Annotated in this window: 16 protein-coding genes; 8 read left to right on the top strand and 8 right to left on the bottom strand. The window is 71.2% G+C overall.

The window, feature by feature from the left end; genetic code table 11:
• Positions 1 to 56 precede the first annotated feature (56 nt).
• Complete coding sequence (locus tag DEJ09_RS14065; protein WP_146245732.1) at positions 57 to 3,485, bottom strand: DEAD/DEAH box helicase; 3,429 nt, start codon at positions 3,483 to 3,485, stop codon at positions 57 to 59.
• Positions 3,486 to 3,921: 436 nt separating this feature from the next.
• On the opposite strand from DEJ09_RS14065, the gene DEJ09_RS14055 reads away from it, so the two are divergent.
• On the top strand, positions 3,922 to 4,923 hold the full coding sequence (locus DEJ09_RS14055) for an AraC family transcriptional regulator (RefSeq protein ID WP_111088985.1): 1,002 nt from the start codon (positions 3,922 to 3,924) through the stop codon (positions 4,921 to 4,923).
• A gap of 44 nt (positions 4,924 to 4,967) precedes the next feature.
• On the opposite strand, the gene DEJ09_RS14050 is transcribed toward DEJ09_RS14055, so the two are convergent.
• Positions 4,968 to 6,380, bottom strand: a complete 1,413-nt coding sequence (locus DEJ09_RS14050; RefSeq protein WP_111088984.1) for an amino acid permease — start codon at positions 6,378 to 6,380, stop codon at positions 4,968 to 4,970.
• A gap of 76 nt (positions 6,381 to 6,456) precedes the next feature.
• Here DEJ09_RS14050 and DEJ09_RS14045 point away from each other — a divergent pair, with 76 nt between their 5' ends.
• The gene (locus DEJ09_RS14045) at positions 6,457 to 6,957 is read left to right on the top strand and encodes a DUF427 domain-containing protein (protein ID WP_071247210.1); all 501 of its coding nucleotides are present in this window, start codon (positions 6,457 to 6,459) and stop codon (positions 6,955 to 6,957) included.
• 93 nt (positions 6,958 to 7,050) lie between these two features.
• Here the strand turns inward: DEJ09_RS14045 and DEJ09_RS14040 are convergent, their stop codons facing one another.
• Complete coding sequence (locus tag DEJ09_RS14040; RefSeq protein ID WP_146245731.1) at positions 7,051 to 7,383, bottom strand: hypothetical protein; 333 nt, start codon at positions 7,381 to 7,383, stop codon at positions 7,051 to 7,053.
• Positions 7,384 to 7,473: 90 nt separating this feature from the next.
• On the opposite strand from DEJ09_RS14040, the gene DEJ09_RS14035 reads away from it, so the two are divergent.
• The 3 genes from DEJ09_RS14035 to DEJ09_RS14025 all read left to right on the top strand — a co-directional run bounded on the left by DEJ09_RS14035 (position 7,474) and on the right by DEJ09_RS14025 (position 8,867).
• Positions 7,474 to 7,854, top strand: a complete 381-nt coding sequence (locus DEJ09_RS14035; RefSeq protein WP_071404200.1) for a hypothetical protein — start codon at positions 7,474 to 7,476, stop codon at positions 7,852 to 7,854.
• Complete coding sequence (locus DEJ09_RS14030; protein WP_220034945.1) at positions 7,854 to 8,336, top strand: DUF6264 family protein; 483 nt, start codon at positions 7,854 to 7,856, stop codon at positions 8,334 to 8,336. The genes DEJ09_RS14035 and DEJ09_RS14030 overlap by 1 nt, the downstream gene beginning before the upstream one ends.
• A 96-nt stretch (positions 8,337 to 8,432) precedes the next feature.
• On the top strand, positions 8,433 to 8,867 hold the full coding sequence (locus tag DEJ09_RS14025) for a hypothetical protein (protein WP_111088983.1): 435 nt from the start codon (positions 8,433 to 8,435) through the stop codon (positions 8,865 to 8,867).
• A gap of 4 nt (positions 8,868 to 8,871) precedes the next feature.
• Here the strand turns inward: DEJ09_RS14025 and DEJ09_RS14020 are convergent, their stop codons facing one another.
• Together DEJ09_RS14020 and DEJ09_RS14015 are read right to left on the bottom strand one after the other, a co-directional pair.
• The gene (locus DEJ09_RS14020; protein ID WP_111088982.1) at positions 8,872 to 9,492 is read right to left on the bottom strand and encodes a hypothetical protein; all 621 of its coding nucleotides are present in this window, start codon (positions 9,490 to 9,492) and stop codon (positions 8,872 to 8,874) included.
• 258 nt (positions 9,493 to 9,750) lie between these two features.
• Positions 9,751 to 11,196 (bottom strand): APC family permease, encoded by a 1,446-nt coding sequence (locus DEJ09_RS14015; RefSeq protein ID WP_111088981.1) that lies wholly within the window; start codon positions 11,194 to 11,196, stop codon positions 9,751 to 9,753.
• A gap of 97 nt (positions 11,197 to 11,293) precedes the next feature.
• On the opposite strand from DEJ09_RS14015, the gene DEJ09_RS14010 reads away from it, so the two are divergent.
• The gene (locus tag DEJ09_RS14010; protein ID WP_111023826.1) at positions 11,294 to 11,722 is read left to right on the top strand and encodes a DUF6892 domain-containing protein; all 429 of its coding nucleotides are present in this window, start codon (positions 11,294 to 11,296) and stop codon (positions 11,720 to 11,722) included.
• 48 nt (positions 11,723 to 11,770) lie between these two features.
• Here DEJ09_RS14010 and DEJ09_RS14005 read toward each other — a convergent pair whose 3' ends face one another.
• Complete coding sequence (locus DEJ09_RS14005; protein WP_111088980.1) at positions 11,771 to 12,382, bottom strand: uracil-DNA glycosylase; 612 nt, start codon at positions 12,380 to 12,382, stop codon at positions 11,771 to 11,773.
• A complete protein-coding gene (locus tag DEJ09_RS14000; RefSeq protein ID WP_111088979.1) occupies positions 12,379 to 13,581 on the bottom strand; it encodes a glycosyltransferase in 1,203 nt (400 codons plus the stop codon). The genes DEJ09_RS14005 and DEJ09_RS14000 overlap by 4 nt, the downstream gene beginning before the upstream one ends.
• A 110-nt stretch (positions 13,582 to 13,691) precedes the next feature.
• Between DEJ09_RS14000 and DEJ09_RS18220 the strand changes: the two genes are divergently transcribed.
• Entirely contained in the window at positions 13,692 to 13,883 is a 192-nt protein-coding gene (locus DEJ09_RS18220; RefSeq protein WP_146245006.1) for an antitoxin VbhA family protein, read from the top strand.
• Positions 13,880 to 14,479: a Fic family protein gene (locus DEJ09_RS13995; RefSeq protein ID WP_181433370.1), complete on the top strand. Its 600-nt coding sequence runs from the start codon at positions 13,880 to 13,882 to the stop codon at positions 14,477 to 14,479. Before DEJ09_RS18220 ends, DEJ09_RS13995 begins: the two co-directional genes overlap by 4 nt.
• 14 nt (positions 14,480 to 14,493) lie before the next feature.
• On the opposite strand, the gene DEJ09_RS13990 is transcribed toward DEJ09_RS13995, so the two are convergent.
• The gene (locus tag DEJ09_RS13990) at positions 14,494 to 15,318 is read right to left on the bottom strand and encodes a DUF429 domain-containing protein (protein ID WP_181433375.1); all 825 of its coding nucleotides are present in this window, start codon (positions 15,316 to 15,318) and stop codon (positions 14,494 to 14,496) included.
• Positions 15,319 to 15,341 lie beyond the last annotated feature (23 nt).

Raw genomic sequence — 15,341 nt, 5'->3', positions numbered from 1 at the left:
ATCTGGCGCGGCAGCGCAGCGGCGGGCGAACAGCGGGGGAGCCGGCGGGCGGCGGGTCAGGTCAGCAGGGAGCGGATGTCGTCGGCGGTGAGGTCGTCGGCGAACAGGGCGTCGTCGTCGATCATCGTGGCGAACAGCTCGGCCTTGCGGGCGGCGAGGGCGAGGACCTTCTCCTCGATGGTGTCCTCGGCGATGAACCGTTGGACGCTGACCGACCGGGTCTGCCCGATGCGGTGCGTGCGGTCGACGGCCTGGGACTCGGCGGCCGGGTTCCACCACGGGTCGAGGACGAACACGGTGTCCGCCTCGGTCAGGGTGAGCCCGAACCCGCCGGCCTTCAACGAGATGAGGAACGCCGGAGCGGTGCCCTGCCGGAAGCGCTCGATGACCTCCGGGCGCTTGCGGGTGGAGCCGTCGAGGTACTCGTAGCCGATGCCCCGGGCGTCGAGGGCGTCGGACACCATCCGCAGGAACGAGGTGAACTGGCTGAACACCAGGGCGCGACGGCCCTCTGCTGCGAGCTGTTCGAGTTCGTCGAGCAGCAGGTCGAGCTTGGCCGAGGGGATCGGGGTCGATCCCGACGTGACGTCCGAGTCCGACGACGACCCGGACGACCCGGACGACACCAGCGCCGGCGACAGCGCGAGCATCCGCAGCAGCGTCAGCGACCGGAACACGATCATCCGGTTCTTCGACAGGTCGTCGATCAGGTCGAGGACCTTCAGGCGCTCCCGGTTGAGCGTGCGCTCGTACAGCTCCCGGTGCGCGGGGTCGAGCGTGACCCGGACGACCTGTTCCTGCTTCGGGGGCAGGTCGGCCGCGACGGCTTCCTTCGTGCGGCGGAGCATGAGCGGCCGGATCCGTCGGCGCAGCCGCCCGGTGAGCTCTTGCCGGGCCTCGCCGCGGAGCTCGGGCGAGGCGAGGGGCTTCACGTAGTCGTCGCCGAACCGGGTCCAGGTGGACAGCAGCCCGGGCGCGACGATGTGGAACAGTGCCCACAGGTCGGTCAGGCCGTTCTCGAGCGGGGTGCCGGTGATCGCGAACTTCACCGGTGCCTGCAGCTCCGAGGCCACACGGTGGGTCTGGGACTGCGGGTTCTTCACGAACTGGGCCTCGTCGAGCACCAGCGCCGACCACGGCAGGTCGGTCCAGGCGCGGGCGTCGAGCCGGAGCAGCGCGTACGAGGTGACGACGACGTCCGACGCAGCGGCGGTCCGGGCGACGAGCCCCGGGTCCTTCAGCGACGTCGAGGTCACCGTCGCGACCCGCAGCGACGGCACGAACTTGGCTGCCTCGGCGGCCCAGTTGCCGACGACCGAGGTCGGTGCGACGACCAGGAACGGGGGCGCGTCGGGCTCCGCGGCACGGCGGGCGGCGACCATCGCGAGCACCTGCAGCGTCTTGCCGAGGCCCATGTCGTCGGCGAGCACCCCGCCGATGCCGTGCGTCACCAGGAACGACAGCCACGCGTACCCGGCGTGCTGGTAGGGCCGCAGGTCGGCGTGCACGGTGTCCGGCACGGGGACGTCACCCGGGGGAGTCGCCCCGAGCAGCCCCGAGGTGATCGCCTGCCATCGCTCGTCGTGCGAGGTCTCGTCGGCCAGCAGGTCGAACTCGGTCCACAGCCCGGCGTGGAGGGGCGTGACGGCGATCGGCTGGTCGGGCTCCCACTCGTCCAGGTCGCGGGCCTCGTCGATGAGCTCCTTGAGCCGGTCGAACGCGGGGTCGGCCAGCGACAGGTACGAGTTGTCGACGAGCTTGAGCCGGCGCTGCCGACCCGCCAGCGCGGTGAGCAGCGGCGTGAAGGGGATCTGCTTGCCGTTGACGCTGACGATGATGCCGAGGTCGAACCAGTCGTGCTTGTCCGACGGCATCGTCGTGACCCGGATGTGCGGCCGCCCGCTCAGACGCTCGTAGTCGAGCCGCTCACCCTGCACGACCGTGCGGACGCCGAGCGACGGCAGCTCGGGCAGGAACTCGTTCGCGAACACCGCGACGTCGGCCCCGTCGATGGTGCCGTCCTGGAACCAGTCCAGTCCGCCACCGGGTCCGGCAGGGCGGACGGGAGGCCCGGCCTGCGTCGCGCCGTCGGCCGGCGTCGTCGCCGTGGTCGGCTCCACCGCCGCGGCCGGGTCCGCGACGGGAGCGCCGTCGGTGCCCGTCGGATCGTCGGCGGCACGGAGCCCGGACAGGTCGGGGAGCGGGCCGTGCAGGGACACCGGGTCCTTCCGGCCGTCGACGTGCCAACGCCAGTGCAGGTGCACGCGGTCGTCGGTGCGCGGGGCGCGGGCCGGCTCGAAGGTCGCGGTGAGCACGAGCTCCGGCGGGGTGCGCTCCGGCAGCTCCACCGAGCCGTCGGAGCTGACCAGGCCGAGGGCACCGCGCAGCCGGGGCGACCAGTCGGCCAGGAACTCGTCGACCTCGGCGGTCGGCACGGTGATCCGGGTGCCCTCGACGAGCATGCGGCGCTGGTCCTCGGGCACCGGAGCCGGAGTCGGTGCGACGGCCACCGTGAACCCGGGGCTCTCGCGGAACACGTAGACGCCGTGGTCGCCGATCATCCGCGCTGCACCGGGCACCACGGGCCGGCCGTCGAGCACCGCACTCGAACCGATCACCACGGCGTCGTCGTGCCGGCCGACGTCGAGCAGCACCTGCGCCTGCGTGCCGAGGACCGCACCGCCCTCGCGCTTGCCGGTGACGAACGCGATGTCGAGCGCCGCCGCCTGCTGCAGGAGCGGCCAGAGCAGGGGGCTCCGGAAGTCGTCGAGGTGCAGCCAGTCGCTCTCACCCGGCAGGCCCGCGAGCTGCCCGGCACGGTGCAGGGCGGCGAGCTGCAGGAACCAGGCGTGCTGCTCGGCACCGACGCCGAGCCGGTTCTGCGAGTAGGGGAGCGTGCCCCAGGTCAGCTGCCCGCGCACCCAGTTGCCGGCGTCGCTGCGGGTCACCGGCCGGACGCCGAGCCGCACGCTGCGGGACGGCGCGGGCAGGGCGCGGCCGGCGGCACGGGCGCGCGAGGCGAGCTTGGCGGGGACCGCGTCACGCAACTCGAACTGCAGTCCCATCCGGGTGCCCTGCGGGGTGGGCGCCCGCTCGTCGTCACCGGCGAGGCGGGCGAGGTCGTGCCTCCAGTCCGAGGGCGGCGGAGCCGGCGCTTCCGGCCGGGGGCCGGCGTTCGCGGCGAGGGCGCGGGCGTTGATGGTGAGGAGCGCGGCCGCGACGTGCTTGCAGTCGCCGCCGAGCGGGCAGCTGCAGGTGCTGCGGACCGGGCGGACGAAGTCGCCGCGCGCCGGGGTGGTGTCGACGCGGAGTTCGTACGGGTCGTCGGCGGTGCCGGACACGACTGCGGTGACCGTGCCGTCGTCGTCGTGCCAGGTGGCGTCGTCGACCAGGCCGGCGCGGACGACGTCGCGTGCGCGGCCGAAGGTCTGCGGCCCGACGAAGCGGATGACGTCGACGGCGTCGATCATCGGGGCAGCAGGCACGGGACCATCGTGCCAGTCACCACCGACGATCCGGGCCGCCACCCTGTGCGACGAACATCTGACAGGACTACCGTCCGACTCGGAGCGCGACGACTGCGGTCCACGGAACTGATTGGAAACGCATGCCGGACCGACTGCGGTGGGTACGCGATTCAGCCGACCACTGGAACGGGTGGATCGACGCTGAGGTCGTGTGCGACATCACCCGGACCGACACGTACACCGTCGATTCCCCGGACCACTCGTTGACCGGCGGGCACTCGTCCTTCGAGAGCGCGGCGGCTCAGGTGCACGGCTGGGTGCGTTGGACCGGCCGTTAGGCCGCAGAGCGCAACCCGGTTGTACGTCCACCCGCTGCTCCCTAGCGTGAGAGGGCAGGCCGGGGACCACCCGGAGGTGACCACACCGCTCTGCTCCAGGAGAGAGAGGTGTTCCCATGACCGACACGACCGAGTCGCAGGCGCCCGCTCCGGGTTCCGATCCTGCTGCACGCCCCTCTCAGCCACGTTCGCTCGTCGCCGTGGCCGGTCAGGACACCGACGAGGCCATCAGCTCGCTCGCCGGCATGTACGCGGGCAAGGCCTGGTACTCCCGAGCCCTCGACCAGGACTACTGGTTCAAGTACGTCGGTGTCGGTGACGAACGGCTGAGCGTCCGCCGTTCCCAGATGCACGGCTACCTGCGCGGTGACGTCGCCACCGAGGGCGAGGTCGTCGTCCAGTGGCTCGAACGCGGCGAGGCCCGCGTCGACGTCGGCCGCGACGAGGTGCGCATGCAGCCCGGCGTCCCGACGTTGTTCCCCGTCGAGCGCCGGTTCGAGATGGAGTACCAGGACTGGGACCAGCGCCTCGTGCACCTGCGCCGTGACCTGGTGCTCGACGTCGCCGCCGAGGACCACCTGGTCGACGGCACCATGGCGTTCGACACCACGACGACGCCTGACTCCGCAGCTCTGGGCCAGTGGCGGACCGCCGTGTCCGGCGCGCTCCGCGCGCTGCGCGAGGAGGGCGACGAGTCCCTCGCCTGGCACGAGGCGCAGCGTGACGTCGCCCGGGCCCTGTTCCGCATGTACCCGCTGCAGGCCGAGCGGTTCCCCGCGGGCTACGGCACCCGCAGTGACGGACGACTCCGGGCCGCGGTCGAGTTCATCCAGGCGCACGCCCACGAACCGCTCACCGTCGCCGACATCGCGCAGGCGGCCGGGCTGAGCATCCGCGGGATCCAGGAGTCGTTCCAGCGGGCGTTCGAGCGCTCGCCGATGACGTACCTGCGCGAGGTACGGCTCGGGCGCGTGCACGAGGAACTGCGGATCCTCGACCCGCAGGCGACCTCGGTGGCGGACGTCGCCCGGCGGTGGGGCTTCGCGCACATGGGGCGGTTCGCCTCGGTGTACGCGAACCGGTTCGGGGAGTACCCGCGGGAGACGTTGCGGCGCTGAGGGGGCGCGGGCGTGGGCGCTGCCGACGTCGGCTGCTACCGCGCTCAGCGCTTCGTCGGCTCGGCCAGCTTGCTGTGCTTCCGCGAGTACCCGAAGTAGACGCCGAGCCCGATCGCGAACCAGATCGCGAACCGCACCCACGTCTCCCACTGCAGGAACGTGACGAGCCACAGCGACGCGATGACGCCGATGATGGGGATGACCGGCATGAACGGCAGCCGGAACTGGCGGTCCAGGTCGGGCTGCCGGTAACGCAGCACCACCACGGCCGAGCACACCACGACGAACGCGAGCAGGATGCCGATGTTCGTCAGCTCGGCGACGACACCGATCGGCAGCACCCCGGCCAGGATCGCCGACGCGATGCCGAGGATCCAGGTCACCCGGGTCGGCACGTGCCGCTTCGGGTCGGTCTTCGCGAACCACTTCGGCATCAGGCCGTCGCGGCTCATCGAGAACCAGACGCGCGAGGCACCGAGCATGAACGTCACCAGCACCGTGACGATGCCGACGATGGCACCGATCGCGATGACGTTGGCGACACCGCCGAGCCCGACGGACGCGAACGCCGACGAGAAGCCCGACGCCGGGTCGATGTCGGTGTACTTCTGCATCCCGGTCAGCACGAGGGTCGCCAGGACGTACAGCACCATCGAGATGCCGAGGGACAGCAGGATCGCCTTCGGCATGTGCTTGCGGGCGTCTGTGGACTCCTCGGCCGCGGTGGACATGGCGTCGTAGCCGAACACGGCGAAGAACACGGTGGCGGCGCCGGTCATCACGCCGCCGAAGCCGAACGGGAAGTACGGGGAGTAGTTCGCGCTGTTGATGTGGAACACGCCGAGCACGACGATGAGCACGACGAGCGCCACCTTGATGCCGACAGCGACGAACTCGAACCGGGCGGCGCTCCGGATGCCGCGCGTGAGGACGAACGCGGTGAGCAGGCACAACGCGATCGCGAAGACGTCGATCACGTGGCCGTCACCGGTGCCCGGGGCGCCGAGCATCCACGCGGGCAGGTCGATGCCGAACTGACCGACCAGGAACCCCACGTAGCCGGAGATGCCGATCGCGACCACCGCCACGATCGCCGTGTACTCGAGCAGCAGGTCCCAGCCGATGAACCACCCGACGATCTCGCCCAGCACCGCGTAGCCGTACGTGTACGCGCTGCCCGCCTTCGGGATGAGTCCGGCGAACTCGGCGTACGACAACGCGGCGGCGGCGCTCGCGACCCCGGCGACCAGGAAGCTGATCAGCACCGCGGGTCCGGCGACGCCGTTCGCGACGGTGCCGGCGAGGGTGAAGATGCCGGCGCCGATGATGCCGCCGATGCCGATCGCGGTGAGCTGCCACAGACCGAGGTGCCGTTTCAGGCCGTCCTCGCCCCCGGCCTCGTCATCGATCGTGTCGATGGGCTTCCGTCGGAACAGGGTGCGTGTCGTCGTCGTCACCCGCCCATGGTGCACCCGGAGGCGATTCCGCGCACGCACGCGGCTGCACCGCAGGCACCGGGCGTACACCTGGAGCATGCGCCACCCGAAGAGGACCGAGCCCGGCCCCGGCCAGGAGTCCGTCTGGGACTACCCCCGCCCACCCGCCGTCGAGCGGGTCACCGCACGCGTCGTCGTCCGTCTCGGCGGCACGGTCGTCGCCGACACGACCGATGCCGTCCGCGTGCTCGAGACCTCGCACCCGCCGGTCTACTACCTGCCGATGGCCGACTTGGCCGAGGGCGCGTTGGTCAAGGCGCCGGGTTCGAGCATGTGCGAGTTCAAGGGCCTGGCGCGCTACTTCGACGTCGTCGGTGGTGACGGGACGGTCGCGAGCCGCGCCGCCTGGAACTACCCGACGCCCGTGCCCGGCTACGAGTCGCTGCGGGAGCGCGTCGCGATCTACCCGTCGGCGATGGACTCGTGCGAGGTCGGCGGCGAACGGGTCCAGGCGCAGGACGGCGACTTCTACGGCGGCTGGATCACGGCGGACATCGTCGGACCGTTCAAGGGCGCGCCCGGCACGCTCGGCTGGTGACCCGGCTTCGTCAGGCGGGGCGGCCCTGACCCGGACCGACCCGTTCCGCGCGCGACGGGGCGGACCCGACCCGGGCCTCCCGGCCGGACCGCGTCAGCGGTTGGCGTACGGCGACCAGAACGGCGGCGGGAACGCACCCCCGGTCACGATCACGAGCACCTGCCAGACGAGCATGACGAGCCCAGCCGTTCCGATCACGATGCCGATCCACGACCACACCTGCACGGCCCGGCGACGACCGGCGATCCGGATCGCCCGCCAGCCACTGAGCACGCACACCAGCCCGAACACCGCACCGAGCAACACGTGCTGCACGGTCGACTGTGCGGGCACGATGATGCCGAGGTAGAACGCGACCGGTCCGAGCACCACCGCGAAGGTCGCCGGGGCTGCCGGCGGTTCGTGGTCTCGAGCGACTGCTCCCATGGACCGCATGTTAGCGAGTGAACCTCGCTTCGAACACGTCCGAGTCGCGCAGCGCGGGCACCCGGTCGCGGGAACGGGCACCATGGAGGCATGCGTTCCTTCTTCCGCGTCCTGCTCGGCCTGGCCCTCGTCGTCGCGGGCACGAGTCACCTCACCTTCGCGCGCAAGGAGTTCACGGCGCAGGTCCCCGAGTTCGTCCCGCTGGACGACGACACGACGGTGCTCGCATCGGGGGTCGCGGAGATCACGCTCGGCTCGGCCCTGGTGCTCGCTCCGAAGCCGGCCCGCCGCTTCGTCGGCTCGGTCGCGGCCCTGTTCTTCACGGTGATCTTCCCCGGCAACCTGTCGCAGTGGGTCAACCGTCGCGACGCCTTCGGTCTGGACAGCGACGAGAAGCGCTTCGTCCGCCTGTTCGGTCAGCCCGTCCTCATCGCGCTCGCCCTCTGGTCGACGCGCGGCCGGCGCTCCTGATGGGCGCGCCCGCGCGGCAGTCCGGCCCGGCCCCCGGGGCGGGTCCTGGGGCGGATCCTGGGGCGGGTCCTGCGTCGGGACCGGATCCGCTCGGGTCCGGTCCGGCGCGCTTCGGTCGGGAGGCCCGGCACCCCCTTGCAGGACGCGCTCGCGTCGCGGACGTGGTCGCCTCCACCGCGCTGCTCGTCGTGCTCACGGTCGGTGCGTTGGCAGCGGGGTGGGGGATCAGGCTCATGTCGCTGGCGTTCGTGTCGTGCGCGGCGCCGGGCAACACCTGCAACGAGACGCTGGGGGACTCGGTCGTCGTCGTCGGACCGATCATCGTGGCGGCTGTGCTGGTCGCGACCATCGCCGTTTGCGTCCTGCGGCTCGTGCGGCGTCGGCTGACCTGGCCGGTGGTGCTCGTCGGCATGGCGGCCATCGTCGCGGTGTTCTTCGCCTCGCTGCTGCTCGTCGACAGCTCGGTCACGCACGGCATCTGAGGGACTCTTCCCTCACAGGCCGGGTTCGTGGAGCGGCTCTCCACAGAGCCCGGACCGCGCCTCGGGCGGTGGCTTCCGGTTCGCCACGCTGGAGTCATGCCTGACACCGAGATGCTCGACCGCCTGATCCGTGAACCCGTCCGCACCGACGACGACGTCGTCCGACTCGTCGAAGCCGTCGTCGAACGGCCGCTGCGCCGGCAGTGCTGGGTGCTGTTCCTCGACGACCGCGGGATGTCGATCCCGTTCCTGTTGCCGATCGCCGACCTGCCGTACTCCCCGGACGAACACGTCGAAGACTTCGCGGCCCTGATCGCCGACATCGTGGCGCAGCTCGGGGCCGTCGACGTCGTGCTCGTGTGGGAACGCCCCGACGCCGACCGGCTCTACCCGGTGGACTGGGAGTGGGTCGACGCCTGCGCCTGTGCCCTCGACGAGCAGTCGGTCCGGCTCCGCGCCCAGGTCGTCGTGCACTCCGGGGGAGCCGCGATCGTCGAGTTCGACGAGGAGACGCAGGCGGTGGCCTCGTGAGCGATCAGCCCTGGGGAGCGGCGTCCGGCACGTCCTGGCCGGTGAGCTCCTCGACGATCGCCTTCGCCTGCGGCCACGACTTCGCGTAGTGGTCCGGGTCGGAGTTGATCTGCACCGCGTGCGCCATCTGCGTCGGGGTCATCGTCTTCCAGCCGGGGACCTTCACGAGCTTCGTGTAGAACATCGTCGCGGCCGTGTACGGGTCCATCCGCTGCTCGTACGTGCCCCAGGCGCCGTTGTCGCGCTGCTGGAACAGGCCGCGGCTGTCCGGGCCCGCGGCGTCGCCGTGGTCCAGGTTCACCAGGCTCGACTCGCCGATCGCGGTCATCACCCCGACGGCCTGCGTGTGGGGGCCGATGCCGAGCGCCTGGGCGGCTTCGATCACGTGTGCGGCGTTCACCAGGCGGTCCTGGCAGAAGCCGCCGACGGGTCCGGCCGGCACGACCATCCCGCCGATCGTCTTCGAGGCGACGGCCGGGCACGCGGGCGTCGGGGTGGCGGCGCTCGACTTCGCGATGCCGGCGAGCGAGTTGACCGCGATCACCACGAGGACGACCACGCCGATGCCGACCGCCACGATCCCGGCGCCGAACACCGAGGCGAGGGTGATGCCGACACGGCGCATGACGGGACCTCTCGAGGGGCTGGGCGGGTGCTGGGCGGGCGGAGCGGGAAGAGCAGCACGAGCGTACGGGCGCCTCCTGGGAAGCCTGCGGCGGCCCGCCGTGATCGCCCGTTCGGGGGTTCGGCGTTCGGCGTTCGGAGTTCTGGGGTTCGCCGCGGGTTGCTAGCCGCGGGGAGGGTGCCTCCCCGGCAACGAGTGACGGTTCTGGTTCACGAAGCGGGGGCTTCGCGAACCAGAACCGTCAGGACGCGTGCGCGCTCAGCTGTCGTGCGGCGGCCGCTGCACCTTCGTCGGCTCCGTCACGAGTCCGGTCGGGGCCTTCTCGGCCTGCTTCCGTCCGTGGGTGAACCAGGTCAGGATCCAGAGCAGCACGCCCAGGGCCAGCAGCGCGCCGGCGATCTGGTACTGCTGCGGGTCACGACCGGACGAGAACGGCAGGACGAGCCACAGGCACGTGATGATGCCGATGACCGGGATGATGACGCCCGCGCGGAAGTGCTTGTGGTCGACCTTGTCGCGGCGCAGCACGAGCACCGTCACGTTCACGACGGCGAACACCGTCAGCAGCAACAGCGAAGTGGTGCCACCGAGGACGACGACGATGGGGGAGTCGGGGTCGAGCGAGACCCACCCGATCAGCAGCAGCGAGATGAGCGTGGTGAAGACGATCGCGGTCGACGGGGTGCGACGGGCGGGGGAGATGCGGGACAGGAAGCCCGGCAGCACGCCCTGCTTGCTCATGCCGTAGAGCAGGCGCGACGCCATCATCATGTTGATCAGGGCCGTGTTGGCGACGGCGAACATCGAGATGAAGGGCAGCAGGTCGGCGATCGGGAAGTCCGGCGCGGCGGTCTGCACGACGGTGACGAGCGGGGTCTCGTTGCCGGCCAACTCACCGATCGGCACCACGGCCACGGCGCAGATCGACACGAGGACGTAGATCACGGCGGTGATGCCGAGGCCGGTGAGCATGATCTTCGGGAAGATGCGCGAGGGGTCCTTGGTCTCCTCGGCCATGTTGACCGAGTCCTCGAACCCGACCATCGCGAAGAACGCCAGCGACGTCGCGGTGCTGATCGACAGCAGCAGGGACTTGTCCTCCGGCGTCTCGAACATCACGACCCGCGAGAAGTCCGCGTTGCCGCCCGCGATCGCCCAGAACCCGATCAGGATCACCATGACGAGACCGGACAGCTCGACCAGCGTCAGCACGACGTTCGTCTTGACGCTCTCGCTCACCCCGCGGAAGTTGATGAACATCACCGCGAGCATGAAGCCCATCGCGATGAGCATCACCACGCCGTTCGGCAGCTCGATGCCGAACCCGGCACCGAGGTTCGCCGCGAACGCCCGCGATGCCGTCGACGCCGACGTGATCCCGGAACACATCACGATGAACGTCACGATGAAGGTGACGAAGTGGATGCCGAACGCCTTGTGCACGTAGAGCGCGGCACCGGCGGTCTGGGGGTACTTCGTCACGAGTTCGAGGTACGAGAAGGCCGTCAGCAGCGCGACCGCGAACGCGATGAGGAAGGGGAGCCACGCTGCCCCGCCGACCTCGGCCGCGACCTGGCCGGTGAGCGCGTAGACACCCGTGCCGAGGATGTCGCCGACGATGAAGAGCAGCAGGAGCTTGGGACCGATGACCCGGCGGAGCTCGTGCTGCTCCTGCTGTGGGCGGTCCGTCTTGGTGGTGGCCATGCGTCACCCTTGCGCGCGGGATGCCTTTCTGTCCAGTCCCACAGGAAGGTTTCTCGCGATCGCAACACGGTCGCTCGGCGACGGATACGCTCCGGCCATGGACCAGCAGTCGAACACCACCGAGGAGCCCATCGAGTTCGCGGACTTCAACGCGAAGCTCCTGGTGCTCGACGTCCTCTGCTACGACCTCGACGTCCTCGACCCCTACGACCCGGACGCCGAGGACGAGACCGACGAGGACCTCGACGTCGACGGGCAGGACGACCGGGCGCGTGAGTACTACGACGACCTCGACCTGCTGCCGTCGCACCTGTCGCTCGTCACCGAGATCACCGTGGACTCCGACCTCGAGGTCCTGCAGGACGTCCACCCCGGCTGGGACGGCTCGGACGACCGCTTCGACCCGCAGAACTGGGACGACCTGCTCGACCTGCCGGAGCTCCGCACCGTGTACGCCGCCGCACCACTGCCCGCCCACGTCGCCGAGCGGCTCGCGACCAAGGGCATCGAGGTCCGCTCCGCCTGAGCGGACGCGACCGGGACGCGACCTGGACGCACCGGGGCGGACGGACGGCTAGCGGTCCAGCGCCCGCAGCTGCTCGGTGAACTGCGTCGCGCCGCCCTGCGCCGGGTGCCGCACGGCGGTCGCCTCGATGCCGGCCAGGGCGAGCGCTCCCTGCGCCTTCCGACCGACGGCGACCACCCGGACACGGTCCACGCCGCCGAGGGCCTCCAGCAGCGCAAGCGCGACGGGCGCGCCCGAGCGGACCTCGGCGGGCCGTGGCGTCCGGTTCGTCAGCCGGTCCGGTGCCACGAAGGGGTGGTGCGGGAAGATCGCCCACGCGACGGGGAGGGCACCGCGCCAGCCCTCCAGCGCAGCGTGCACGACGCGCGACGAGGCCTCCCACGGTGCCGTGGGCTCCGGTGGCACGACGTACTCGGGTCCGAGCTCGCGCATGCTCGTGAACGGCACACCCGTGTTCGTCATGCCGCGCCACCCCGGTGCCTCGGCCACGAGCAACGTGTCAGCCCCCGGCCCGGACTGCTCCAGGTACCGCGTCAGGTTCGCTCGCCGGAGTCGTCCCTCGGGCGATCCGACGTCGTAGAGCGCCTCGGCGTCAGACTCGACGGGCACGGCGTCGAGCGCCGCCCAGAACGCGGCGAACCGGCCACCCGTCCCGCTCACGAGCGCCCGAGCACCCGGCGGTAGACGTCCTCGAGCCCCGCGGCCGACCGCTCCCAGCTGAGACGCTCCGCGTGCTCCCGGCCCGCAGCGGCGAGCCCGGCAGCGTACGGCGCATCCGTCAGGATCCGCTCGATCTCGGCCGCCCACTCCTGCGGGTCACGGGACTCGAGCACGACGCCCGTCTCCCCGTCGACCACGGCCTCACGCAGGCCCCCGGCAGCCGCGGCCACGACGGGCACCCCGGAAGCGGAACCCTCGAGCGCGACGAGCCCGTACGTCTCGGAGTGGGACGGCACGAGCACGGCTGCCGCGCCACGGAACAGGAACGCCAGGTCGGCACGCGACTGCGGCCCGATGAAGGTGACGTGGTCGGCGATGCCCCGCGCGTCGGCGAGCCGACGCAGTTCGTCCACGTAGTCGCCCGCCTCACTCGAGACGTCGCCCGCGATGACCAGGGTGGGGCGGGCCTCCAGGCTGATGTCCGCGATCGCCTCGATCGCCAGGTCCAGGCCCTTGAGCGGTTGCACGCGCGCCGCTGCGACCACGTAGGGGGTGGCGGCGCGCCGCGCGCCGACGGCGGCGGGGCGGAAGACGGACCCGTCGACCCCCGGCGGCACGATCCAGATGCGGGCGTCGTCGCCGCCGAGCCGGGTGCGCACGGTCGAGGCCTCTGCCTCGGACACCACGACGACGGCGTCCGACTCGCGGGCCAGCAGCTCCTCGCCGGCGATGCGGCCGGCGGACTCGGGACGTTCGCCCTCGGACAGCGGCGTGGCCGGGTCGGCGGCGATGGAGTGGAACGACTGCACGTGGGGGATGCCGCGCTCGCGGGCGACGGGCAGCGCGGCCGCGCCGGAGAACCAGTGGTGCGAGTGCAGGACGTCGAACGGCCCGAGCTGCTCCAGCTCGTGGCGGAACGGTTCGATGAACGCGTCGTGCTCGCCCTTCGGCACCGGCTCGGCCGGCCCCGCGGACAGGAACCGCAGGCACACGCCCGGCACGAGCGACACCGAGTCCGGCTGCGTCGGGGCGGACCGGCGCGTGATGATGTCCACGTGGTGGCCCAGGTCGGCCAGTGCCTCGGCCTGGTGCCGGACGACGACGTTCATGCCGCCGACCTCGCCCGAACCGGGTTCGTCTCCGGGGGAGGTGTGCAGCGACACCAGCCCGATGTGCAGGGGTTCGGTCGTCGCGCTCACCGCTCAACCCTAGCCGCGCGGCCTTCGCTGCGACGGGCGCGCGGGCGTCACCACGACGGGCCGTCCTGGCGGGTCTGGAACACGTGCGCGCCCCGGCGTAGCATTGGTGCATGCCCAAGCGAATGGTTCGGACTGTCTCCGGCTCGGAGCGCGTCAAGCGGACGCGCGCCGTCGCCGCGGTGATCCACTCCGGGCGACTCGAAGGCTTCAAGGACAACCCCGAGTGGATCCGGTACATGGACCGCTTCGCGAAGGGCGAGATCAGTCGCGAGGAGCTCCGGGCTTTCGCGCACCGTCGGTGAGTCCTCGACCCGACGGCGGGTACTACGACGACCAGTACGTCCTCCGCAACAAGTTCGGGGCTACGAGCCGTGATCAACTCGCGGAACTCGAGGTACCCGAGGTGCAGGACCGAGAGTTGGACCTCCTGCTCGGTGAGGTTCCCGGACTCGCGGGGCTCCTGCCATCGGAACGGGTGCGCCGTATCCACGCCCATCTCTTCCAGGACGTCTACGTCTGGGCAGGTGAGTACCGGCTCGACGGCATCGCGAAGAACCCTGACGAACCGTTCCTGGCGCCTGAACTGATTCCCGTACGGATGGCCCGACTGGACGATGAGCTCGCTTCGCCCCGGATACCGGAGCGTCCTCTGGACTTCTTGACCGAACAGTTCGCGACGCTCAACTACATCCATCCCTTCATGGAGGGCAACGGGCGAACCCAGCGGGAGTTCTGGCGCGAGTACGCGGCCGAGCGCGGTGTCGTGCTCGACTGGCGGAGGGTCACGACGAATGAGAACCATCACGCCGCCCGCCGGTCGATGCTCGGTGACTTGCAACCCCTTCGCGAACTCCTCACGAAGGTGATCTGCACGGCGGCAGCAGCGGGCGAGATCTGATCCTCCTCGCGCCGTCAGCGCTGCGACGGGCGCGCGGGCGCCACCACGACGGGCCGGCGGCCCGCCTCGTCCGGCGTGTCGGACGGGAGGGCCGGATCACCTCCCAGGATCTGCACGCGGTCGTCGCCGTGTCGCTCCCAGAACGCAGCCGTCCACGCACACAGCGCCCCGTCGAGCAGGTCCTCGCGGTGCTTGTGCGTTGGACCGTGCAGCACCGACGGGTCGGCGAGCCGCCGCGTCAGCGGATGGGAGTCGAGCAGCAGCGGAGGGTCGAGCGGGGTCTCGCGCAGCCGCCGGACCAGCTCGTCGAAGGCCTCGGCGCGACGGGCACGTGCCTCGGCCGCAGGGATCCGGAGGTCGAGCCGCTTGTACCGGGGCCGTTCCACGTCGTAGCCGAGCTCCTCGACCCCGACCAGGGTCGTGTACGGGTAGCACTCGAACATCGCAGGACCGGTGCGTCCCCGCATCGAGTCCGTGTCGGAGACGTACTCGACGCCCAGCGCGGTCAGCCGGTCGAGCAGCGATGAGCCGGCGCTCGCTGCCGATGCCTGGTTCGTCGGGTTCGCCGCGACCTTCCACCGGCCGTAGCGCTGCCCGACCTGCCGCTCGGATTCGCGGATGCCCGTCGGGTTCGTCACGACGAGCGAGGCGTCCACGGCGATCAGGGACCGGGGCCCGAGGTGCTCGGCGATCCAGTCCGTGACGGCGTCCACGCCGCGGGCCCACCCGGCGTCGGTGATCGTGCCGTCGTGGTCCATCGCCACCAGCCCGGTCTCGTTCGCGGCCTTCCGCTCGGAGCCGAGCCCCCACGCAAGGTCGATGCCGAGGTACGCGTTCACCCGCCCATCCTGCCCGGCGGGCG

The organism is Curtobacterium sp. MCLR17_055, assembly GCF_003234305.1.
Lineage (GTDB): Bacteria > Actinomycetota > Actinomycetes > Actinomycetales > Microbacteriaceae > Curtobacterium > Curtobacterium flaccumfaciens.
Note: the sequence above shows the minus strand (reverse complement) of the source record. Positions and strands in the feature narration are given on the sequence as shown.

Coding starts and splice junctions, on each gene's coding strand:
- DEJ09_RS14025 (WP_111088983.1), top strand. CDS start 8,433: ATGCCTGACACCGAGATGCTCGACCGCCTGATCCGTGAACCCGTCCGC.
- DEJ09_RS14035 (WP_071404200.1), top strand. CDS start 7,474: ATGCGTTCCTTCTTCCGCGTCCTGCTCGGCCTGGCCCTCGTCGTCGCG.
- DEJ09_RS14010 (WP_111023826.1), top strand. CDS start 11,294: ATGGACCAGCAGTCGAACACCACCGAGGAGCCCATCGAGTTCGCGGAC.
- DEJ09_RS14015 (WP_111088981.1), bottom strand. CDS start 11,196: ATGGCCACCACCAAGACGGACCGCCCACAGCAGGAGCAGCACGAGCTC.
- DEJ09_RS14020 (WP_111088982.1), bottom strand. CDS start 9,492: ATGCGCCGTGTCGGCATCACCCTCGCCTCGGTGTTCGGCGCCGGGATC.
- DEJ09_RS18220 (WP_146245006.1), top strand. CDS start 13,692: ATGCCCAAGCGAATGGTTCGGACTGTCTCCGGCTCGGAGCGCGTCAAG.
- DEJ09_RS14045 (WP_071247210.1), top strand. CDS start 6,457: ATGCGCCACCCGAAGAGGACCGAGCCCGGCCCCGGCCAGGAGTCCGTC.
- DEJ09_RS14030 (WP_220034945.1), top strand. CDS start 7,854: ATGGGCGCGCCCGCGCGGCAGTCCGGCCCGGCCCCCGGGGCGGGTCCT.
- DEJ09_RS14055 (WP_111088985.1), top strand. CDS start 3,922: ATGACCGACACGACCGAGTCGCAGGCGCCCGCTCCGGGTTCCGATCCT.
- DEJ09_RS14040 (WP_146245731.1), bottom strand. CDS start 7,383: ATGGGAGCAGTCGCTCGAGACCACGAACCGCCGGCAGCCCCGGCGACC.